This window comes from Erythrobacter donghaensis (genome assembly GCF_002155425.1).
GTDB lineage: Bacteria > Pseudomonadota > Alphaproteobacteria > Sphingomonadales > Sphingomonadaceae > Erythrobacter > Erythrobacter donghaensis.
Map to the genome: position 1 here is coordinate 225,868 of NZ_MUYG01000009.1, position 20,239 is coordinate 246,106.

Sequence of the window (20,239 nt, forward strand, 5' to 3'; positions counted from 1 at the left end):
AGCACAGTCACCGCGTTTCGCCAGTCTCGGGAAGCGCGGGGGCACATAGCGGGCGCTGCAATCCGCAGGCCCGCACCCGACCCAAATTGCTCTGGAAGAGGATTTGCACGATGTCACGTTTCGATTTCACCCCCTACCGCCGCTCCACCGTGGGCTTTGATCGCCTGTTCGACCTGCTCGAAAATCAGGCGCGGCTCAACGCGGGCGACAATTACCCCCCCTTCAACATCTCGCGCCGGGGCGAGGACAATTACCGCATCACGCTGGCCGTGGCGGGGTTTCGCCCGCAGGATATCGACATCACCGCGCAGCAGAACCTGCTGGTGGTGCAGGGCCGCAAGCGCGAAGAGGGCGATGACGGGCAGGAGCTGATCCATGTCGGCATCGCCAACCGCGGCTTCGAGCGTCGCTTTGAACTCGCCGATTTCGTCCGGGTCGAGCGCGCCGATCTTGCCGATGGCCTGCTGATCATCGACCTGGTGCGCGAAGTGCCCGACGCGATGAAGCCGCGCAAGATCGCGATCGGCGGCACCGCCACGCTGACCGCGGTGCCCACGGACGATGACGCCGCCAGCGCGGCCTGAAACTTTCTATCGGGAAGATAAGTTTAGGGGGCGGATCTCGCAATCCGCCCCCGCGACTTGCGCCGCCTCACCTGCTCCTATCCGTCCGGGTCGCAGAAGACGGACAAGAGCAGGTAAGCTCGTTTCAAAGGCTTCGCTTCGAACTCGGACCGAGCCATCCCTGCAAGAGCGACCCGCCGAAGGTTCGTCTTAAGCGACGAAGCCCTGTCAAACCGTGAAGAAGTGCCTCCCTGTAATTCGGAATGGCAATAACACGCAAGGGCAATCTACGAAACTTGTAAGGATACGACATTGAAATCCAGACTTCGGTAACAAAGGATTGCAATGCGATTTCGTAATATCAACTAGGCTGTCGCGCTGATCGATCCGCCAAGCTTCCGCAAGGCCACGCGGCGCCCGGTGAGGCGGCGGCCATCGAGGTTAAATGCCTCTGCTTGTTCGAATTTCGGCCGCTCCTGGCGCACCGCTCCCCGGCACCGGCTGGCCTAGACCAGACGCGACTGTTCCAGCGCAGCGGCAATGAAGCCGGCAAACAGCGGGTGCGGATCGAAGGGCCGCGACTTTAGCTCGGGGTGGAACTGAACGCCGACGAACCACGGGTGATCGGGCCGCTCGACGATTTCAGGCAGCAATCCGTCGGGGCTCATGCCGGCAAAAATCAGGCCCTGCTTTTCCAGCGGCTCGATAAAGGCGCTGTTGACCTCGTAGCGGTGGCGGTGACGTTCGGAGATGACCTCCGCGCCGCCATAGATGCGCGAGGTGTGGCTGTTGGGGCTGAGCTTGGCCGGATAGGCGCCGAGCCGCATCGTGCCGCCGAGGTCGCCGCCCTCTTCGCGCTGCTGGAGGCCTTCCTTGGTCATCCACTCGGTGATGATGCCGACCACCGGCGTGTCGGTGGGGCCGAATTCGGTCGAGGTGGCATTCTCGAAACCCGCGGCGCGCGCGCCTTCGATGCAGGCCATCTGCATGCCGAGGCAGATCCCGAAGAACGGCACGCCGCGCTCACGCGCAAATCGCACCGCCGAAATCTTGCCCTCGCTCCCGCGCTCGCCGAAACCGCCGGGTACGAGAATGCCATGCATCGGTTCGAGCGCGGCGATGATCGCGGAATCGTCATCGCCTTCGAAAATCTCGGCATCTATCCACCTGATGTTGACCTTCACGCGGTTGGCGAGGCCGCCGTGCACCAGCGCTTCATTGAGGCTCTTGTAGGCGTCCTGCAACCCGACATACTTGCCGACGACGGCAATGGTGACTTCGCCTTCGGGGTTGAAGTGACGGTCGGTCACATCCTCCCACGCCGTAAGGTTCGGCGCAGGCGCATCGGTGATGCCGAAAGCGCGCAGCACTTCGGCATCGAGCCCCTCAGCGTGATATTGCTGCGGCACCGAATAGATCGAGGGCGCATCGAGCGCCTGAATCACCGCCTGCGGGCGCACGTTGCAGAATTGCGCGATCTTGCGCCGGTCGCTTTCCGGGATCGGATGCTCGGCGCGGCACAGCAGGATGTCGGGCTTGATCCCGAGGCTGGCGAGCTCGCGCACCGAGTGCTGCGTGGGCTTGGTCTTCAGTTCGCCCGCCGCCTTGATATAGGGCACCAGCGTGACGTGGACGCTGACGGTCTGGTGCGGTTCGAGCTCGTTCCGAAGCTGGCGGATCGCCTCCATGAAGGGCAGCGATTCGATATCGCCCACCGTCCCGCCGATTTCGCACAGGATGAAATCATGGTCGCCCTGATCGGCGAGCGCGAATTCCTTGATCGCGTCCGTCACGTGCGGGATCACCTGCACCGTCGCGCCAAGATAGTCACCGCGGCGTTCCTTTGCGATGATGTCGCGATAGACGCGGCCCGAGGTGATGTTGTCGCTCTGCCGTGCGGAAACGCCGGTGAAGCGCTCGTAGTGCCCGAGATCGAGATCGGTCTCGGCCCCGTCATCGGTCACATAGACTTCGCCGTGCTGATAGGGGCTCATCGTGCCGGGATCGACGTTGAGATAGGGGTCGAACTTGCGGATGCGGACCTTGTAGCCGCGCGCCTGCAGGAGGGCCGCCAGAGAGGCTGCCATGAGACCTTTGCCGAGCGAGGAGACCACGCCGCCGGTGATGAAAATGAACCGCGCCATGGGAGTTGGGCCTTAAGCGTCAGGAGGGATTCGGAGCAAGCGAATTGACGCGCCAAATCGCGCGCCATCCACAGTGCCGGTGGCGGCAGGCCGCAAAAACGCAGCCGCGGGGCGATTATTGGGCGGGCTGACCCGTGGGCGCCGGGGCGGCCGAAGGCTGCGCGGCCGGGGCATCGCGAGCGGGAGCCGCCGGCGCCTGGGCCGGGGACGTTTCACCCAGCACATCGGGCAGAGCGCCCGCTGCCGGGGCATCGCGATCAAGCGTTGTCGTCACGTCGCCGACCTTGCTTTCCCGCACCGCCAGCGCGGCGAGTACGATCGACAGGGTCACGAAGGCAATCGCCAGCCACTTTGTCGCGCGCGACAGGAAATCGGCCGCACCGCGCGCGCCGAAAGCGCCGCCCGGGCTGCCGCCGCCGATCCCCAGACCACCGCCTTCAGAGCGCTGCATCAGCACCACGCCAACCAGCGCGGCGGCCACCAGGGCCTGAATCACAGTAAGGAAGATGAACAGGGACATGAAACGCTTCTCGTGGCCGGGGGCGATGGCTCGCCCGGGTGAATAGATTGCGCGCCATGTAAGCGTGCAAGCGCCGCGCGGCAAGCCCGGGCGGGCGCGCCGCGCGACATAGCCTGGAGGTCGCCTAGTTCGCCGAAGGCTCGCTGGCGGCGAGCGCGATGCCCATCAGGCTGTCGGCGGTCAGGCTTGCCCCGCCCACCAGCGCGCCGCCAACCTCGGGGACGGCGAAGATTTCGGCCGCGTTGTCGGGCTTGACCGAGCCACCATAGAGGATCCGCACCTCGCTGCCCTGCTCTTCGCCGAACAACTGGATCAGCAGCGCGCGGATTTCGCCATGCATTTCGGCGATGTCGTCGGTGGTGGCTGCGGTGCCGGTGCCGATCGCCCAGATCGGTTCATAGGCCACGGTCAGCCGCTCGGCGACATCGGCCGGCATGGCGTCGGCCGGAGGGAGCGAGGCTTTGAGCTGGGCCTTCACGAAGGCGACGGCCTTGCCCGATTCGCGCGTGTCGGCGCTTTCGCCGCAGCACATGATGATCTTCAGCCCCGCCGCCAGCGCCGCCTCGGCCTTGGCGCGCACCAGCGCATCGGTCTCGCGGTGGTTCTGCCGCCGTTCCGAATGACCGAGGATGACGAAGCTTGCCCCCGCATCCGCGACCATCGCCGCCGAGATATCCCCGGTATGCGCGCCGCCATCGGCCTCGTGGCAATCCTGCGCGCCGACTGCGATCTGCTCGGCCTCGCGGTGGATCGGGTGGATCAGGGTGTAGGGCGGCGCGAGCGCGACTTCGACCTTCATGTGCCGCTGGGCCGCACGATCGATCGTGCGCGCCTCCGACAGCATCGCGCGGGTGCCGTGCATCTTCCAGTTTCCGACGATATAGGGTCGGCGGGTCATGTTCTGCCTTTGCACTCTGAATAAAATGAGAGGGTTGGCCCGGGGCCGCGTGATTCTGTGTCGTGCTGTATCGCCCCGGGGCCGCGTCCGCTAGCCGAGGACGCTGCGCTAGTCAAAACGCGCGCGAACCTGTTGCCGCGCGGTCGCAGGGCCTCTAAAGCGCCTCAGCGCCGCGAATGCTTCGCAGCGCGCGCCGCAGGGCCTTGGCGCTCTGCCACTTGCCAGCCTCCCGTGGGGTCGACCGACAGATGATTTCGTTTTTCCGCCGCTTCTTCCAGTCCAAGATCGGTCTGCCGATCGTCCTTGCCTTTCTCGCGCTAATCGCTCTGGCGTTTGCCGCCTCCGACATCAGCGGGTCGAGTTTTGGCGGGGCCGTGTCCAACTCCGACAAGATCGCGGTCGTCGGGGGCGAGGGCATTCCGGTGTCCGATCTCACCCTCGGCGCGAATACCGCGGTGGACCAGCTGCGGAGGCAGAACCCGACGCTGACCATGCCCGAATTTGTCGCCGAAGGCGGGCTGGACGAGGTCATGCGGCAGCTGATCGATCGCTACACCATCGGTGCCTATGGCGAGAAATACGGCCTGCGGGGCGGCGAGAATCTGGTCAACAGCGAGATTCTCAAAATTCAGGCCTTCAAGGGGCTGACCGGTGAGTTCGACGAACAGACCTATCTGGCAGCGCTTGCCCGTCAGGGACTGACCCCGGCGATGTTCCGGCGCGACCTGTCCGACGGGATGATCGAGCAGCAATTGCTCGGCCCGGCCGTCGCCGCGCCGCGCCTGCCTGAAAAGATCGCCGCGCAATATGCCGCGCTGGTGCTCGAAAAGCGCAAGGGCGAGATCGCGCTGATCCCCAGCGCCTCCTATGCGCCCGCTGCTGGCCCGTCCGAGGCGCAGCTGACCGCGTGGTACAAGGACAACCGCACCAAGTTCATCCGCCCCGAGCGCCGAACGCTGCGCTTTGCCGTGTTCGGGACCGATACGCTGAAGGTCAATGCCACGCCCACCGCGGCGGAAATCGCCGAACGCTACAAGCGCGATGCCGCCCGTTTCCAGGCGAGCGAGACGCGCGCGATCACCAGCTTCGTGGTGCCCACGCAGGATGCCGCCAGGTCGCTGGCCGCGCGCATCCGTGGCGGCGCGGCGCTTGAGAGCGTTGCGCGTGAAGCCGGGTTCACCGCCTCCACCGCCGAACCGCGGGATCGCGAAGCGATGGCGGGCGCCACCAGCTTCGCCTTTGCCGAAAGCGCCTTCAAGGCCGCCGAAGGCGCGATTGTCGAGCCCGCGCAAGGCACGCTGGGCTGGTATGTGGCGCGCGTCGACAAGGTGGTGCGCACCCCGGCGCGCACGCTGGCACAGGCCACGCCCGAGATTACCGAGCAGCTCACCACTGAAAAGCGCGCCGCCGCGATCGGCGATCTGACCGCCGAAATCGAAGCCGAGATCGACGGTGGCACTGCGCTGGCCGAAGTCGCCAAGACCTATGGCCTTACCATCGAGACTACGCCTGCCCTGCTCGCCAACGGACAGGCCTTCGGGCGGCCCGATGTGCAGATCGTGCCGCAGCTGGCCGCGGTGCTCCAGACCGCCTTCCAGATGGAGGAAAGCGAGCCGCAACTGGCGCAGGTGCAGGCCGATCAATTCGTGATCTTTGAGGTCGCCCGAGTCGAGGAAGCCAGCGCCCCGCCGCTCGCCGAAGTGCGTGATCTCGCGATTGCCGGGTGGAAGCGCGCGCAAGGCGCGATCCTCGCCAAGCAGGCGGCCGAGCGGATCACCGCCAAGGTGCGCGCCGGCACGCCGCTCGCCGCTGCGCTCGCCGCCGAGAACAAGTCCGGGTTCGAGCGCGAATCGATCAATCTCGAACGCCGCGAACTGCTCTCGGGCCGCCAGCCCCGCGTCGCCCCGCCGCTGGTGCTGATGTTCAGCATGGCCGAAGGCACGGTCAAGCCGCTCGAAGGCCCGCGCGATCTGGGCTGGTATGTGGTGTCGCTCGAGGACATCACCATCCTGCCGATCGCCGAAAACAGCGATGTCGTGCAGCAGACCCGCCAGCAGCTGGGCGCGGCGCTGAGCGATGAATATCGCGGGCAGACGATCACCGCGATGCGCAAGGATCTGGGCGTCACCCGCAATGAAGGCGCCATCGCCGCGGTGCGCAAGCAGCTCGCCGGCGAACAGTAAGCGCGCAAGTCCTGTGATCGTAACGTGAGCCTGACTGCGACTGGCCTCCAGCCCGAAAACGCCGCCGCCGCCTGCGTGAGCCTGCGCGACGGGCGCCCGGCGCTGGTGTGGCGCAGGATCATCGCCGACAGCGACACGCCGGTGGGCGCGGCGCGGCGGCTGATTGTGCCGGGGCGCGGCGACTTTCTGCTCGAGTCGGTTGAGGGCGGCGAGGTGCGCGGGCGCTACAGCCTGCTCGGGCTTGATCCCGATCTGGTGTTCCGCGCGCGGGGCAATGCTGCCGAAATCAACCGCGACTGGAAGCTGGATCCTGAGGCCTTCAGCCCGCTTGAAGGCGATGCACTGGCCGAACTGCGCGCTCTCGCCGCTGCTTGCCGGGTCGATCCCATGCCCGAGGGCCTGCCTCCCGCCCTCGCCTGCCTCGTCGGCTATCTCGGTTACGAGACAATCGGGCTGGTCGAGACCTTGCCGCGCGCCGCCGACAGCCCGCTCGATCTGCCCGACATGCTGTTCGTGCGTCCCACGGTCATTCTGGTGTTCGACGGCCTCACCAACGCGCTGTTCGCCATCGCGCCGATCTGGGAGGCGAGCGATCCCGAGGCTGCGGTGGTGCGCGCAGGCGAGCGGATCGATGCGACGCTGAGCCAGCTCGGCACCGCCCTGCCCGTTGCCGCCGGCGAGGCGGTGCCCGATGCGCTCCCCGACCTCGCCCCGGTGATCGCGCCGGATGACTACAAGGCGATGGCCCTGCGCGCGAAGGATTACATCCTTGCAGGCGACATCTTCCAGGTGGTTCTGGCCCAGCGCTTCACCTGTCCCTTCACCCTGCCCCCGCTGGCGCTCTACCGCGCGCTGCGGCGGGTGAACCCCTCGCCCTTCCTCTATTTCCTCGACCTCCCCGGCTTCGCGCTGGTCGGTTCCTCGCCCGAGATCCTCGTGCGGGTGCGGGAGGGCGAAGTCACGATCCGCCCGATCGCGGGGACGCGCCCGCGCGGCAAAACCCGCGAGGAGGATGACGCCAACGAAGCCAGCCTGCTCGCCGATCCCAAGGAGCGGGCCGAGCACCTCATGCTGCTCGATCTAGGCCGCAACGATGTCGGCCGGGTGGCGGCGGCGGGGACGGTGGAGGTGACCGACAGCTTCACCATCGAGCGCTACAGCCACGTGATGCACATCGTCAGCAATGTCGTGGGGCGGCTCGACCCTGCTAAGGACGCGCTCGACGCGCTGTTTGCGGGCTTTCCGGCTGGCACCGTCTCGGGTGCGCCCAAGATCAGGGCCTGCGAGATCATTGCCGAACTGGAGCCCGAAACGCGCGGCGCCTATGCGGGCGGTGTGGGCTATTTCGCGCCCGACGGCTCGCTCGACAGCTGCATCGTGTTGCGCACCGCGGTGGTGAAGGACGGGGTGATGCACGTGCAGGCGGGCGCGGGGATCGTCGCCGATTCCGATCCCGATTACGAACTCGCCGAATGCCGCGCCAAGGCCGGCGCGCTGATCGCCGCCGCGCGCGAGGCAGTACGCGTGGCGGGCGAACCGGGGTATGGGCAATGAGCACAAGCGTAATCATCCGGCTTTTCGTTGCGATCCTCATCGCGCTCGGCCTGCCGCTCGGCGCGCTCAGGGCCGAGGACTGGGTCGCCAAGGCTGACGAACGCACTATCGTGCTCAATGATTTCGTGTTCGGCACCGGCGACACTCTGCCCGAAATCACCATGCACGCGCTCACGCTGGGCACACCGCACCGCAACGCCGAGGGCGAAATCGACAACGCGGTGATGCTGCTCCACGGCACCGGCGGCGATGCGACCTCGCTGCTGCAACCCCATTTCGGCGACGCGATGTTCGGCCCGGGCCAACCGCTCGATATCACGCGCTATTACGTCATTTCCCCGAGCAACCTCGGCCACGGGAAGAGCAGCAAGCCCAGCGACGGTCTGCGCGCCGCCTTCCCGCGTTACGATTATGACGACATGGTGCGCGCGCAATACCGAATGCTGACCGAGGGGCTCGGCGTCAGCAGCCTCGAGATGATCCTTGGCACCTCGATGGGGTGCATGCATTCCTTCGTCTGGGGGCCGAAGTATCCGGGCTTTGTCAAAAAATTCGTGCCGCTTGCCTGCAACGCGGTCGAGATTGCCGGGCGCAACCGGGTGATGCGCCAGATGGTGATCGACGGTTTCCGCATGGATCCCGCCTATAACGACGGCAATTATGCCGATCCCGCCGATCTGAAGGTGGGTCAAGCGGTCGCGAGCAATGTGCTGCTGCTGGCGGGGAGCAATCCCTATCGCATGGACGCCGACTACCCCACCCGCGCCGCCGCCGAGCAATTCTATGCCGCGCGCCGTGAAGCCGCCGCCGCGCGCCCGGTCGATCCCAACGACACGATCTGGCAGTTCGATTCCTCACGCAACTACAACCCCGCCGCGCGGTTGCACGAAATCACCGCGCCGGTGCTGTGGATCAATTCGGCGGATGATTTCATCAATCCGCCCGGCCTCGGCAATCCGGCGGCGCTCGCTTCGACCATGCCGCGCGCGCGCTTCGTGCTGATCCCGCCGAGCGCGCAGACTTATGGCCACGGCACGCACAGCCGCCCGCACCTGTGGATGGACGAGTTGCTGCGCTTTCTGAAAGAGAACCCGTGATGCGGATCGGGGTGGTTCTCTGCCTGCTGCTGGCCCTTGCCGCCTGTTCCGAGCAACAGGGTGGCGAGGCGCTGGTGACGACGCGGCTCGACGGGTCGGACAGCGAAGACAGCGTCACGCCCTCCCCCACCGCCACACCGGCGCTGGCCGCCGGGCCTTCCGCGTGCCGCCAAGTTGTGTTCGAGACCGTGCCGCTCACCGATTGCGTCGCTGACCCCGCCACGCACCGCATCGCGATGGCGAATGTCGGCGCGGACAAGCAGCCCTTCGGCTCGCTCAGCGCCTTTGCGGCTAGCGTCGACCCCAGCGACATTGCTTTCGCGGTCAATGGCGGGATGTATGGCGACGACCTCAGGCCCATCGGCTACTTCGTCCAAAACGGCGAGCGTCTGTCGGAACTGAACCGCGCCAATGGTGACGGCAATTTCTACATGAAGCCCAACGGGGTGTTCTTCGGCACCGGCAGCAAATGGCGCGTGCTGGGGAGCAACACATTCTTCGACACCGTAGGCGACCGCCCGGAATTCGGCACGCAGTCCGGCCCGCTGATGCTAATCGACGGCAAGATGCACCCCGAGATTCAGGACAACGGCCCCTCGAAGGCGATCCGCAACGGCGTGGGTGTCGACGCGAGCGGCAAGGCGCATTTCGTGATCTCCGACGCGCCGATTAGCTTCGGCCAGCTTGCCCGTTATTTCCGCGACGAACTGAAGGTGAGCAATGCGCTTTACCTCGATGGGCAGGTGTCTAGCCTGTGGGACCCGGCCACCGGGCGCATGGACAAGGGCCGCGTCGGCCCGATCATTGTGGTGACGAAGCGGGAGGCGGCAACGCCGGAATCAGTTCCGAGCGCCAATGTGCCGCCAGCAGGGTAGCTCGCTTGCGATGGCTATTGATGCTCTCTGGATTTTGCTGATCACAAGCGCCGTCGCAGCGTTCGACTATTACTTCAGGTCTCTCTTTCGCTTCTCGCCCGATTTTTTCGTCAACCATTGCCTTGATCCGCGCGTGCAGACGTTTTTCGATACTTACGGAAAATTTTTCCGATTTGGCGGGCTTGGGATACTCTGGCTAGGCTTGCTCGGTTGTTACCTATTTCGAGAGAGCGACGACGCAAATTTTCTCTATGGCAGCTTCATAACTGTCTTGGTCGGCGCAATCGTGCATCAAGGCGAGCAGGGTTGGCTGTTCCTTATGAAAAAGAAGTGATTTAGGCAGCATGTTTCCATGATCCTCGTCATCGACAATTACGACAGCTTCACCTTCAACCTCGTCCATTACCTGATGGAGCTGGGGGCCGAGGTACGCGTGGAGCGCAATGACGCGCTGACTGCGGTCGAGGCGCTGCGGACCAATGCGGCGGGGTTCCTGATCTCGCCCGGCCCCTGCACGCCCAACGAGGCGGGGATCAGCCTCGATCTGGTCGCGGCCTGCGCGGATGCGGGGAAGCCGCTGATGGGCGTGTGCCTCGGCCATCAGGCGATCGGGCAGCATTTCGGCGGACGCGTCCAGCGCGGCGGGCTAATGCATGGCAAGACCTCTCCGGTGACGCATGACGGGACGGGGGTGTTCGCAGACCTGCCCTCGCCTTTCATCGCGACGCGCTATCACAGCCTCGAAGTGGTCGATGTCCCCGCCGAACTGGTCGCCAACGCCCATGCCGAGACTCCCGGCAGCGATCATCCCTCCGTGATGGGCTTCCGCCACGCGACCCTTCCGATCCATTCAGTGCAGTTCCACCCCGAAAGCATCGCCACCGAGCATGGCCACGCGCTGCTCGCCAATTTTCTCAAGGCCTGCGGGATGGAGCCCGCGCTGCCCGCAAGGCTGACCGCATGAGCACCCTCCCCGACATCACGGCCCCGCTCTCCGAGGCCGAGGCCGAAGCCGCCTTCGGCACCCTGCTCGATGGCAGCCCGTCCGAAGACGAGATCGCCGACTTCCTCGTCGCCCTCTCGGCGCGCGGCGAGACGGCCGACGAGATCGCGGGCGCGGCACGGGCCTTGCGCGCGCGGCTGATCCCGATCGACGCTCCCGACGGCGCGATCGACGTCTGCGGCACAGGAGGCGACGGGCACCACACGCTCAACGTCTCGACCGCGGTCAGCCTCGTGGTCGCGGCTTGCGGCGTGCCGGTCGCCAAGCACGGTAACCGCGCGGCGTCATCGAAAGCGGGCGCTGCGGACACACTCGAAGCGCTCGGGCTCGATATGGACGCCGCCGGGCGCACGGCAGAGAAAACCCTCGCCGAAATCGGCATCTGCTTCCTCTTCGCCAAGAACCACCACCCGGCGATGGCGCGGATCCAGCCCATTCGGGTGCGGATCGGCCAGCGCACCATCTTCAACCTGATGGGGCCGCTCTCGAACCCTGCAGGCGTGACCAGCCAGCTGATCGGCATCGCCCGGCCCGCCTATGTGCCGATCTATGCCGGCGCGATGGCGCGGCTGGGCACCGGCAAGTCGCTGATCGTGTCGGGCGACGAGGGGCTCGACGAGTTGAGCCTCGCCGGCGGGAACGAGGTCGCGGTGGTGACCGGCAATGCCGTGCGCCTGGAGCGGGTGGATGCCAGTGCCGCAGGCCTCCCCCATGCCCCGATCGAAGCGATCCGCGGCGACGATGCGAAGCACAACGCCGCCGCATTGAAGGCCCTGCTGATGGGCAGCCCCGGACCCTATCGCGACGCGGTGCTGTTCAACGCGGCAGGCGCGCTAACCGTGGCCGGGCGCGGCGCCGACTGGCCCGAACGAGCCGCCATGGCCGCCGAGGCGCTCGACAGCGGGGCCGCACTGGCCTTGCTCAAGCGCTGGATTGCGCTAGCGAAGTGACCCGATGAACAAGCTCGAAGAAATCTGCGCCGCCAAGCGCGAAATTGTCGCCGCCCGCAAGCAGGCGATCAGCGATGAGGCGCTCACCCGCGCCGCACGCACCCAGACCGTGCCGCGCGGGTTTGAGGCTTCTCTGCGCGCACGCGCCGCAGAAGGCTATGCGCTGATCGCGGAGATCAAGAAGGCTAGTCCCTCCAAGGGCTTGATCCGCGCCGACTTCCGCCCCGCCGAACACGCTGCCGCCTATGCAGCGGGGGGCGCCGCCTGCCTCTCGGTGCTAACCGACGCGCCCTATTTCCAGGGGCACGAGGATTACCTCGTCGCCGCCCGCGCCGCCTGCGCGCTGCCGGTGCTGCGCAAGGATTTCATGGTCGATCCGTGGCAGTGTCTCGAAGCGCGCGCGATCGGGGCCGACGCGATCCTGATCATCGTCGCCGCGCTCGAAGACGGCGCGATGGCCGAAATCGAGGCCGCCGCCACCGAACTCAGCATGGACGTGCTGGTCGAAGTCCACGACGAGGCCGAGCTGGAGCGCGCCGCCGCCACGCTGAAATCGCGCCTGATCGGGGTCAACAACCGCGATCTCAAGACCTTCACTACCAGCCTCGCCACGACCGAGCGGCTTGCGCCGCTGATGCCCGAAGGCACGCTGATCGTTGGCGAGAGCGGGATCAACAGCCACGCGGATTGCCAGCGGCTCGAAGCGGCGGGGGTGCGCACCTTTCTGGTCGGCGAGAGCCTGATGCGCGCTGACGATATTGCGAGTGCCACGAGGGCGCTGCTCGGGGCAGAAGCGTAAGGCATGGGCAAGCTCACCCACCTCGGCGAAGACGGCGCGGCACATATGGTCGATGTCGGGGCTAAGCCCGCCACCGCGCGCCGCGCGGTCGCCTCGGGGCGGATCACCATGTCGCAAGAGGCAATCGCCGCGATCCGTGAAGGCAATGCGCCCAAGGGCGATGTGCTGGGCACTGCGCGAATCGCCGGGATCATGGCGGCCAAGCGCACCGGTGAGCTGATCCCGCTGTGCCACCCGCTCGCACTCGATGCGGTCAATGTCGAATTCGCCTATGAGCAGGACGGCATCCGCGCCACCGCCACCGCCTCGCTCACCGGCAAGACCGGGGTAGAAATGGAAGCGATGACAGCCGTTTCCGTGGCGCTCCTCACAATCTATGACATGGCCAAGGCGATCGACAGGGGCATGGTGATCGAAGGCGTGCGCCTGATCGCCAAGAGCGGCGGCAAGTCAGGCGACTGGACCGCCGCGCCGTGACCCCGCTGCTGAGCCTCGAGGAAGCGCAGGCCCGCCTGCTCGCCCTCGCGCCGCAGCGCCCATCGAGCGTGATGGGCCTCATGCCCTTCGATACGCGGCGCTACCTCGCCCAGGACATCACAGCGCGACGCACCCAGCCTGCGGCCGATCTCTCGGCGATGGATGGCTACGCAGTCGCGCCCGGCCTCGGCCCATGGCAGCGCGTGGGCGAGAGTCGTGCCGGTTTGCCCTTCGGCGGCACGCTCGCCAGCGGGCAGTGTGTGCGCATTTCGACCGGCGCCGTGGTGCCTGAGGGCACGCAGAGCATCGTGCTGCAAGAAGATGCCGCTGTTACGGGCGACGCCATCAGCGCCACCGAACCGCCCTCCCCCGGAAAGCACATCCGCAAGGCTGGGTTCGACTTCCGGCAAGGCGATGTGATCCTCAAGCGCGGCACAGCCTATTCGCCTGCGGTGCTCGCGCTGGCGGCCTCGGCCGGTCATGCGGAGCTGCCGTTGACCGAGCCTCCCGGTGTTGCGGTGCTCGACAGCGGGGACGAGCTGGTCGCCCCCGGCGCGCCCTGCGCCCTGCACCAGATACCGGCGAGCAACGGGCTGATGCTGGGCGCGATGCTCTATCCCTATGTCGGACGGGTCGACATCCTCGGCCCGGTCGCCGATGACCCGGCGGCGCTCGCCGCCGCGCTGGAACGCGCCGAGGACAGCCATATTCTCATCACCAGCGGCGGGGCGTCCGTGGGCGACCACGATCTGATCCAGCAGGCGCTGAAGGACTGGGGCGCCAGAATCGATTTCTGGCGCGTTGCGCTTAAGCCGGGCAAGCCGCTGATGGTGGCCACGCGCCCAAGCCGCAGCGGGCCTGATCTGGTGATCCTCGGCCTGCCGGGCAATCCGGTGTCGAGCTACGTCACCGCCTTCCTCTTTGCCCTGCCGCTGGTGCGCGCGAGCATGGGCGATCCCCATCCCCTGCCGCGCGCCGTCACCATGGTCGCAGGTGAGGACCTGCCCCCGACCGAGCGTCGCCGCGAGTTCCTGCGCGCGGTGATCGAGGGCGACCGCGTGCGGCTCGCCGGATCACAGGACTCCTCGGCCTTGCTCGCGCTGGCGCAAGCGGACTGCCTGATCGACCGTCCTGCGGGCTCACCAACACTGAAGGCAGGCGAGCCCGTACCGGTGTTCCTGCTCCGAAATGGCTGAATTCCGCGGCTCCCGAGTTGGCGGCGCTTGACTTGACCGTACGGGTTGCCTAATTGTTCTTTGTTCGTTCACCTTAATGACGGACAGACCGTGCAGGCAAAGCACCTCGCAAAGGGTGCCTCTTGGCGCACACAAGGGATTGGCACGTTGCGCTGGTAAGGCGCGGCGTGGGTGCGACCACAGGAGAATAATCCAATGCTGACCGCAAAGCAGCACGAATTGATCCGTTTCATCCAGCAGCGTCTGGAAGAGACCGGAATCTCGCCGAGTTTCGAGGAAATGAAGGAAGCGCTCGATTTGAAGAGCAAGTCGGGCGTGCACCGGCTGATTTCCGCACTGGAGGAGCGCGGCTTCCTCCGCCGCCTGCCCAACCGCGCGCGTGCGCTCGAGGTGATCCGCGAGCCGGGCGATACGACGCCCGCCCGCGCTGCGCCGCCAAGCGACAATGTAGTGCCGATGGTTCCCCCCGCGCAGCGGGTGAGCCAGGCGGTGGCAGCCAATGACGTGGTCGAATTACCTCTGCATGGCCGCATCGCGGCTGGCGCGCCGATCGAGGCGCTCGAAGGCCAGTCGACGCTCCCCGTCCCTGCCGCCCTGCTCGGCCCCGGCGAGCATTACGCGCTCGAGGTTTCCGGCGACTCGATGATCGAAGCCGGGATCTTCGATGGCGATTTCGCGCTGGTTCGCCGCACCAACACCGCGCGCGACGGCGAAATCGTCGTGGCGCTGGTGCGCGGCGAGGAAGCGACGCTCAAGTACCTGCGCCGCGAAGGTGGCAAGGTGCGGCTCGACCCGGCCAATGCGACCTATGATCCGCAGTTCTACCGCCCCGACGAGGTCGAGGTTCAGGGCAAGCTGGCGGGGCTGCTGCGCCGCTATCACTGAGATGTTCGGGGCCGAGGAGCCTCGGCGCGCCACCAACCGTGTGCGCCCTGCCCCTCGGCCACCGACGTGATCCTCTCGGCGGACAAGTCGATCGCCAGCCCGCCCGATTGCGTGAGCATCCGCCGGTCGGCCTTGAGCCAGTGCGGACGACATGAGCGCGGGAGAAAGCGCTCGGCAACGACGATATCGGCCTCGGCACAGGCCGCGGCGAGTGCGCGCTCCTCGACCTGAGTGCGCCCCCGTCCAAGTAACAGCACCCAGTCGCGACCGTCACGGGTGATGGTGAAGGTGCAAAAGGCTGAGGAACAGCGCGCACCGGGCCAAGACGCAAGCGGCACCGGGTCTGCGCTGACCCCGGCCAGCTCCATGAGGTTGTCGCGGGTATAGGTCGAGCGGCCGTCTCGCAGGGTCAGCAGACGTGTGGTGCCGCCGGGCCCCGGCATGGTGATCCCTACCTGCTGCCCGTCGCCAGCGATCAGCAGATCGGGCACCGGGGTTGCAGCGACCATTGCACTCGCCAGAGCCACCGGAACCAGTCCCGCAAGCCGCACCCGCCCGCGCCACAACGCAAGCCACAGGCCCCCCGCCGCGAAGAGCGTGACCGTGACCCCGCCGATTTGCGGCATCAGGCGTACTGCCCCTGCCTGCCCCGCGGTGAAGTGCGCGATTCCCAGCAACAGATCGAGCGAACGCTCCACCAGCCACCACGCCGGCGCGCCCAGCCCTAGCGTGTCGAGCAGCAGGCCCACCGCGATCAACGGCATTGACACGAAGGTCACCAGCGGGATCGCCACGACATTGGCGAAAGCCCCATAAACCCCGGCGCGGTGGAAGTGGAACAGCACGATCGGCGTCAGGGCCAGCTCGATCACCACGCCGGTGACGAACAGCATGACCACCCTGCGCCCGTAGCGCGCCCACAAGGGCTCCTCGCGAGCGGCGAGGAAGGCGCGCACCGGTGCGCTGTTGGAGAGGGCGACGATCGCCAGCACCGCGGCAAAGCTCATCTGGAAGCTCGGTCCAATGGCGCTCTCGGGCCACAGCAGCAGCACGAAGCCCGCCGCCAGCGCGACCATCCGCAGCGACAGCGCCTCGCGCCCCAGCGCCAGCGCGCCCAGCACCAACAATGCGGCGACGCAGCTGCGGACCGTCGGCACCTCGGCCCCGGTCAGCAGGGTGTAGCCCACGCCGGCAAGCGCCCCCACACCCGCCGCCACCACCGGCAGCCGCACCCGCAAGGCCAGCGCCGGCCACAGCGCCAGCAGCCGCAGCGCGAGAATGTAGGCCGCCCCCACCACCGCGCTCACATGCAGCCCGCTGATCGAGAGCAGATGCGTCAGCCCGGAATCGCGCATCGCGATCTCGTCGGCCTCGCTGATGCTGCCGCGGTCTCCGCTGGCGAAGGCGGCAGCGATGGCTCCCGCCGATCCGTCGACCCGCGAGCGCACGTGCGCGGCAAGCCAGCGCTGGAGCGCGGCGAGCCCGCCCGCCTCGGGCGCCGGGCGCAGCACTTCGAGCGGGCCGATCATCGTCCCGGTCGCCGCCAGCCCCTTGAACCACGCCGCGCGGGCAAAATCGTAGGCGCCCGGCAGCATCGGCGAGGCGGGCGGCATCAGCCGCGCCCGCAGCCGCACCACTGCGCCCTCGGCAAGGCCGGGAGGAACGCCATCCTCGCCGAAGCTGGCGAGCGGCACATTGATCCTGACCTTGCGCGCCGTCCCCGTCTCGGCATCGCGGATGGCGAGAGTGACGCGCAGCCGCTCGTCGGCGGGCTGGTCCTCGCGCTCAAGCACCGCGCCATCGAGCAGCACCACCGCCGGGCGCGCGATCGGCTCAGCCCCAACCATGGCCGATCGCGCCCAAATCACCGCGATCCCGAAAGCGAACACCAGTCCGCAAGCCATCAGAGCAAGCCGTAGATTGGCGCGGGTCTCGTCCGCGACCGTGCCCGGCCGCCACACCGCCAGCGCGCCCAGCGCAAGCCCTGCCCCGCCCGCCATCGCCGCGCACCATTGCCACATCTCGGGCAGCGCGAACCAGGTGATGATCCCGCTGGCAAACACCACCGCCAGCCAGGGTGCGCGGTCGAACCCGGCGCGGGCGAGAAACCCCTCTGCCGCGTCGGTCAGACCGCCGCCCATGCTGGACAATCCGCCCGCTCTTTGCCAAGGGCGCGGCACCCCTTCGCCAGCGGCATCGCTGCCGCCGGGATCGTCCCCCATCGGAATGATCGGCACATCGCGCATCGGCTTGTCCCCCGACCGGCCCGGCGTTTCGAACATCTGGCGCCAAGCCGCTCAAAGTGAACAGGAATTATCAGCTCATGGCAAGCGAAAGCAGCATCGACGCCGCGGCCCCCAAGGCCGAAGTGGTCACCCGCTTTGCCCCCTCGCCGACCGGCTACCTCCATATCGGCGGCGCACGCACGGCGCTGTTCAACTGGCTCTATGCCCGCCACCATGGCGGTCGCACGCTGCTCAGGATCGAGGACACCGACCGCAAGCGCTCCACGCAGGACGCGATCGACGCGATCATCGACGGGCTCGCCTGGCTCGGACTCGATTACGATGCCCCCCCGGTGTTCCAGTCCGACCGGGCCGAGCGCCACGCGGAAGTAGCCTGGCAGCTGCTCGAAGCGGGCCACGCCTACAAGTGCTTCGCTACCTCCGAAGAGCTCGAAGCAATGCGCGAGGAGCAGCGCGCCAACAAGAAGCCGCTGCGCTATGACGGGCGCTGGCGCGACCGCGATCCTTCCGAGGCTCCTGAGGGCGTGCCCTTCACCATCCGCATCAAGGCCCCCAAGGGCGGCGAGACAACAATCCAAGACCGCGTGCAGGGCGCGGTGACGGTGCGCAACGAGGAAATCGACGACTACATCATCCTGCGCGCCGACGGCACGCCGACCTATATGCTCGCGGTAGTGGTCGACGATCACGACATGGGCGTGACCCACGTGATCCGCGGCGACGATCATCTCAACAATGCTTTCCGCCAGCTGCCGATCATCCGAGCCATGAACGCGATCGAGGGCAATTGGCCTGATCCGGTCTATGCCCATATCCCGCTGATCCACGGCAGCGACGGCGCGAAGCTGTCCAAGCGTCACGGCGCACTGGGCGTCGAGGCCTATCGCGATGAATTCGGCATCTTGCCTGAGGCGCTGTTCAACTACTTGCTGCGCCTCGGCTGGGGTCACGGCGACCGCGAGGAGATCACCCGCGAGGAAGCTACGCAGCTGTTCGATCTCGATGGCGTGGGCAAGAGCCCGTCGCGCTTCGACTTGAAGAAGCTCGAAAACCTCAACGGCCACTATCTGCGGGAGGCTGACGACGCCCGGCTGGCAGCGCTGGTGGCCACCCGGATCGGCGAGGATGCCGATGAAGCGCTGCTGACCCGCGCCATGCCGGTCCTCAAGCTGCGTGCGAAGAACCTCAACGAACTTGTTGAAGGGGCAGCATTCCTTTTCGCCAAACGCCCGCTCGGAATGACCGAGAAGGCGGCCGCTCTGCTCGAGGGCGAGGCGCGCACCATCCTGCGCAGCCTTTGCAACGCACTTGCAGCGCAAAACGACTGGACAAGCGAAGCGCTCGAAGCCACTACGAAGGCGCTCGCCGAGGAGCAGGGATTGGGTCTGGGCAAGCTCGCGCAGCCGATGCGCGCAGCGCTGACCGGCACCACCACCTCACCCGGTATCTTTGACGTTCTGGTCCTGCTGGGCCGGGACGAGGCCCTAGCCCGGCTGAACGCACAGGCGGCATAACCTGCGGGGGCAGGGCCGACACAACTTGGACAGGAGAAACATCGTGGCAGATAAGCTGGCGAAACTCGAAATCGGGGGCAAATCCTTCGACTATTCCGTGCTCGAAGGCAGCACCGGGCCGGATGTGATCGACATCCGCAAGCTCTATGCGCAGACGGGTGCTTTCACCTTCGACCCCGGCTTTACCTCGACCGCCAGCTGCGAAAGCGCGCTGACCTATATCGACGGTGATGAGGGCGTGCTGCTGCACCGCGGCTACCCGATCGGCCAGCTGGCCGAAAATTCGAGCTTCATGGAAGTCAGCTACCTGCTGCTGAACGGTGAACTGCCGAGCCAGGACGAGCTCAACGACTTCACCTACACCATCACCCGCCACACCATGCTGCACGAGCAGTTGATGACCTTCTACCGCGGGTTCCGCCGCGATGCTCACCCGATGGCGATCATGTGCGGCGTGGTCGGTGCGCTTTCGGCCTTCTATCACGACAGCACCGACATCTCCGATCCCGAGCACCGCAAGATCAGCTCGCACCGCCTGATCGCGAAGATGCCGACGATCGCGGCGATGGCCTACAAGTATTCGGTCGGCCAGCCCTTCATCTACCCCGACAATTCGCTGAGCTACACGGGGAACTTCCTGCGCATGACCTTCGGCGTTCCGGCCGAGCCCTATGAGGTGATCCCGGCGGTCGAGCGGGCGATGGACCGGATCTTCATCCTCCATGCCGACCACGAGCAGAACGCCTCGACCTCGACCGTGCGGCTTGCAGGTTCGTCGGGCGCGAACCCCTTTGCCTGCATCGCGGCAGGTATTGCCTGCCTGTGGGGCCCGGCGCATGGCGGCGCCAACGAAGCGGCGCTCAACATGCTCAAGGAAATCGGCACGCCGGACAAGATCCCGCACTATATCGAGCGCGCCAAGGACAAGAATGATCCGTTCCGCCTGATGGGCTTCGGGCACCGGGTTTACAAGAATTACGACCCGCGTGCGACCGTGATGCAGAAGACCGTGCGTGAGGTCTTCGATGCGCTGAAGGTCACTGATCCGCTGTTCGAAACGGCGCTGCGGCTGGAAGAGATCGCATTGAACGATCCCTATTTCATCGAGAAAAAGCTGTTCCCGAACGTCGATTTCTATTCGGGGATCATCCTCTCGGCGATCGGCTTCCCGACCACAATGTTCACCGCGCTCTTCGCGCTGGCCCGCACCGTCGGCTGGGTGGCGCAGTGGAACGAAATGATCAGCGACCCCGGCCAGAAGATCGGGCGTCCGCGCCAGCTCTACACCGGCCCGACGCAGCGCGACTACGTGCCGCTCGCCGCGCGCTGAGAGAC

Annotated in this window: 18 protein-coding genes; 14 read left to right on the top strand and 4 right to left on the bottom strand. The window is 66.5% G+C overall.

What is annotated here, in order from left to right; all coding sequences use genetic code 11:
- The first annotated feature begins 110 nt into the window (after positions 1 to 110).
- On the top strand, positions 111 to 584 hold the full coding sequence (locus BZF59_RS07390; protein ID WP_211277369.1) for an Hsp20 family protein: 474 nt from the start codon (positions 111 to 113) through the stop codon (positions 582 to 584).
- A 485-nt stretch (positions 585 to 1,069) separates the two neighbouring features.
- Here the strand turns inward: BZF59_RS07390 and BZF59_RS07395 are convergent, their stop codons facing one another.
- From BZF59_RS07395 to tpiA, 3 genes are all read right to left on the bottom strand, one after another.
- Positions 1,070 to 2,707 carry a CTP synthase gene (locus BZF59_RS07395; protein ID WP_086607612.1) on the bottom strand — a complete coding sequence of 546 codons (1,638 nt, stop codon included), beginning with the start codon at positions 2,705 to 2,707 and terminating at the stop codon, positions 1,070 to 1,072.
- 115 nt (positions 2,708 to 2,822) lie between these two features.
- Positions 2,823 to 3,227: a preprotein translocase subunit SecG gene (gene secG, locus BZF59_RS07400; RefSeq protein ID WP_425429564.1), complete on the bottom strand. Its 405-nt coding sequence runs from the start codon at positions 3,225 to 3,227 to the stop codon at positions 2,823 to 2,825.
- A 124-nt stretch (positions 3,228 to 3,351) separates the two neighbouring features.
- Positions 3,352 to 4,125 carry a triose-phosphate isomerase gene (gene tpiA / locus BZF59_RS07405; protein ID WP_086607613.1) on the bottom strand — a complete coding sequence of 258 codons (774 nt, stop codon included), beginning with the start codon at positions 4,123 to 4,125 and terminating at the stop codon, positions 3,352 to 3,354.
- A gap of 248 nt (positions 4,126 to 4,373) precedes the next feature.
- Here tpiA and BZF59_RS07410 point away from each other — a divergent pair, with 248 nt between their 5' ends.
- The 11 genes from BZF59_RS07410 to lexA all read left to right on the top strand — a co-directional run bounded on the left by BZF59_RS07410 (position 4,374) and on the right by lexA (position 15,144).
- The gene (locus BZF59_RS07410) at positions 4,374 to 6,308 is read left to right on the top strand and encodes a peptidylprolyl isomerase (RefSeq protein WP_086607614.1); all 1,935 of its coding nucleotides are present in this window, start codon (positions 4,374 to 4,376) and stop codon (positions 6,306 to 6,308) included.
- Positions 6,309 to 6,338: 30 nt separating this feature from the next.
- The gene (trpE, locus tag BZF59_RS07415; protein WP_086607831.1) at positions 6,339 to 7,862 is read left to right on the top strand and encodes an anthranilate synthase component I; all 1,524 of its coding nucleotides are present in this window, start codon (positions 6,339 to 6,341) and stop codon (positions 7,860 to 7,862) included.
- On the top strand, positions 7,859 to 8,959 hold the full coding sequence (locus BZF59_RS07420; protein WP_086607615.1) for an alpha/beta fold hydrolase: 1,101 nt from the start codon (positions 7,859 to 7,861) through the stop codon (positions 8,957 to 8,959). Before trpE ends, BZF59_RS07420 begins: the two co-directional genes overlap by 4 nt.
- Positions 8,959 to 9,834: a phosphodiester glycosidase family protein gene (locus tag BZF59_RS07425; RefSeq protein WP_169712057.1), complete on the top strand. Its 876-nt coding sequence runs from the start codon at positions 8,959 to 8,961 to the stop codon at positions 9,832 to 9,834. The genes BZF59_RS07420 and BZF59_RS07425 overlap by 1 nt, the downstream gene beginning before the upstream one ends.
- Before the next feature lie 10 nt (positions 9,835 to 9,844).
- Positions 9,845 to 10,168 carry a hypothetical protein gene (locus tag BZF59_RS07430; RefSeq protein ID WP_086607616.1) on the top strand — a complete coding sequence of 108 codons (324 nt, stop codon included), beginning with the start codon at positions 9,845 to 9,847 and terminating at the stop codon, positions 10,166 to 10,168.
- An 18-nt stretch (positions 10,169 to 10,186) separates the two neighbouring features.
- A complete protein-coding gene (locus BZF59_RS07435; RefSeq protein ID WP_086607617.1) occupies positions 10,187 to 10,798 on the top strand; it encodes an anthranilate synthase component II in 612 nt (203 codons plus the stop codon).
- Positions 10,795 to 11,787 carry an anthranilate phosphoribosyltransferase gene (gene trpD, locus BZF59_RS07440; RefSeq protein WP_086607618.1) on the top strand — a complete coding sequence of 331 codons (993 nt, stop codon included), beginning with the start codon at positions 10,795 to 10,797 and terminating at the stop codon, positions 11,785 to 11,787. The genes BZF59_RS07435 and trpD overlap by 4 nt, the downstream gene beginning before the upstream one ends.
- Positions 11,788 to 11,791: 4 nt before the next feature.
- Entirely contained in the window at positions 11,792 to 12,586 is a 795-nt protein-coding gene (gene trpC / locus BZF59_RS07445; protein WP_086607619.1) for an indole-3-glycerol phosphate synthase TrpC, read from the top strand.
- A 3-nt stretch (positions 12,587 to 12,589) separates the two neighbouring features.
- On the top strand, positions 12,590 to 13,063 hold the full coding sequence (gene moaC, locus BZF59_RS07450) for a cyclic pyranopterin monophosphate synthase MoaC (protein ID WP_086607620.1): 474 nt from the start codon (positions 12,590 to 12,592) through the stop codon (positions 13,061 to 13,063).
- The gene (locus tag BZF59_RS07455) at positions 13,060 to 14,259 is read left to right on the top strand and encodes a molybdopterin molybdotransferase MoeA (protein WP_086607621.1); all 1,200 of its coding nucleotides are present in this window, start codon (positions 13,060 to 13,062) and stop codon (positions 14,257 to 14,259) included. The genes moaC and BZF59_RS07455 overlap by 4 nt, the downstream gene beginning before the upstream one ends.
- A 195-nt stretch (positions 14,260 to 14,454) precedes the next feature.
- Positions 14,455 to 15,144, top strand: coding sequence for a transcriptional repressor LexA (lexA, locus tag BZF59_RS07460; RefSeq protein WP_086607622.1), 690 nt, complete (start codon positions 14,455 to 14,457; stop codon positions 15,142 to 15,144).
- On the opposite strand, the gene BZF59_RS07465 is transcribed toward lexA, so the two are convergent.
- A complete protein-coding gene (locus BZF59_RS07465; protein ID WP_086607623.1) occupies positions 15,138 to 17,426 on the bottom strand; it encodes a ComEC/Rec2 family competence protein in 2,289 nt (762 codons plus the stop codon). The two genes, lexA and BZF59_RS07465, sit on opposite strands and share 7 nt — an antisense overlap.
- Before the next feature lie 41 nt (positions 17,427 to 17,467).
- Between BZF59_RS07465 and gltX the strand changes: the two genes are divergently transcribed.
- Together gltX and BZF59_RS07475 are read left to right on the top strand one after the other, a co-directional pair.
- A complete protein-coding gene (gene gltX, locus BZF59_RS07470; RefSeq protein ID WP_086607624.1) occupies positions 17,468 to 18,904 on the top strand; it encodes a glutamate--tRNA ligase in 1,437 nt (478 codons plus the stop codon).
- 43 nt (positions 18,905 to 18,947) lie between these two features.
- Positions 18,948 to 20,234: a citrate synthase gene (locus BZF59_RS07475; RefSeq protein ID WP_086607625.1), complete on the top strand. Its 1,287-nt coding sequence runs from the start codon at positions 18,948 to 18,950 to the stop codon at positions 20,232 to 20,234.
- Positions 20,235 to 20,239 lie beyond the last annotated feature (5 nt).

What these genes read in the sequence shown, in the direction of transcription:
- BZF59_RS07425 (WP_169712057.1), top strand. Translation starts at nt 8,959, where the DNA reads ATGCGGATCGGGGTGGTTCTCTGCCTGCTGCTGGCCCTTGCCGCCTGT.
- trpC (WP_086607619.1), top strand. Translation starts at nt 11,792, where the DNA reads ATGAACAAGCTCGAAGAAATCTGCGCCGCCAAGCGCGAAATTGTCGCC.
- BZF59_RS07395 (WP_086607612.1), bottom strand. Translation starts at nt 2,707, where the DNA reads ATGGCGCGGTTCATTTTCATCACCGGCGGCGTGGTCTCCTCGCTCGGC.
- BZF59_RS07390 (WP_211277369.1), top strand. Translation starts at nt 111, where the DNA reads ATGTCACGTTTCGATTTCACCCCCTACCGCCGCTCCACCGTGGGCTTT.
- trpD (WP_086607618.1), top strand. Translation starts at nt 10,795, where the DNA reads ATGAGCACCCTCCCCGACATCACGGCCCCGCTCTCCGAGGCCGAGGCC.
- tpiA (WP_086607613.1), bottom strand. Translation starts at nt 4,125, where the DNA reads ATGACCCGCCGACCCTATATCGTCGGAAACTGGAAGATGCACGGCACC.
- lexA (WP_086607622.1), top strand. Translation starts at nt 14,455, where the DNA reads ATGCTGACCGCAAAGCAGCACGAATTGATCCGTTTCATCCAGCAGCGT.
- BZF59_RS07465 (WP_086607623.1), bottom strand. Translation starts at nt 17,426, where the DNA reads ATGTTCGAAACGCCGGGCCGGTCGGGGGACAAGCCGATGCGCGATGTG.
- BZF59_RS07420 (WP_086607615.1), top strand. Translation starts at nt 7,859, where the DNA reads ATGAGCACAAGCGTAATCATCCGGCTTTTCGTTGCGATCCTCATCGCG.
- secG (WP_425429564.1), bottom strand. Translation starts at nt 3,227, where the DNA reads ATGTCCCTGTTCATCTTCCTTACTGTGATTCAGGCCCTGGTGGCCGCC.
- BZF59_RS07410 (WP_086607614.1), top strand. Translation starts at nt 4,374, where the DNA reads ATGATTTCGTTTTTCCGCCGCTTCTTCCAGTCCAAGATCGGTCTGCCG.
- moaC (WP_086607620.1), top strand. Translation starts at nt 12,590, where the DNA reads ATGGGCAAGCTCACCCACCTCGGCGAAGACGGCGCGGCACATATGGTC.
- BZF59_RS07430 (WP_086607616.1), top strand. Translation starts at nt 9,845, where the DNA reads ATGGCTATTGATGCTCTCTGGATTTTGCTGATCACAAGCGCCGTCGCA.
- gltX (WP_086607624.1), top strand. Translation starts at nt 17,468, where the DNA reads ATGGCAAGCGAAAGCAGCATCGACGCCGCGGCCCCCAAGGCCGAAGTG.
- BZF59_RS07435 (WP_086607617.1), top strand. Translation starts at nt 10,187, where the DNA reads ATGATCCTCGTCATCGACAATTACGACAGCTTCACCTTCAACCTCGTC.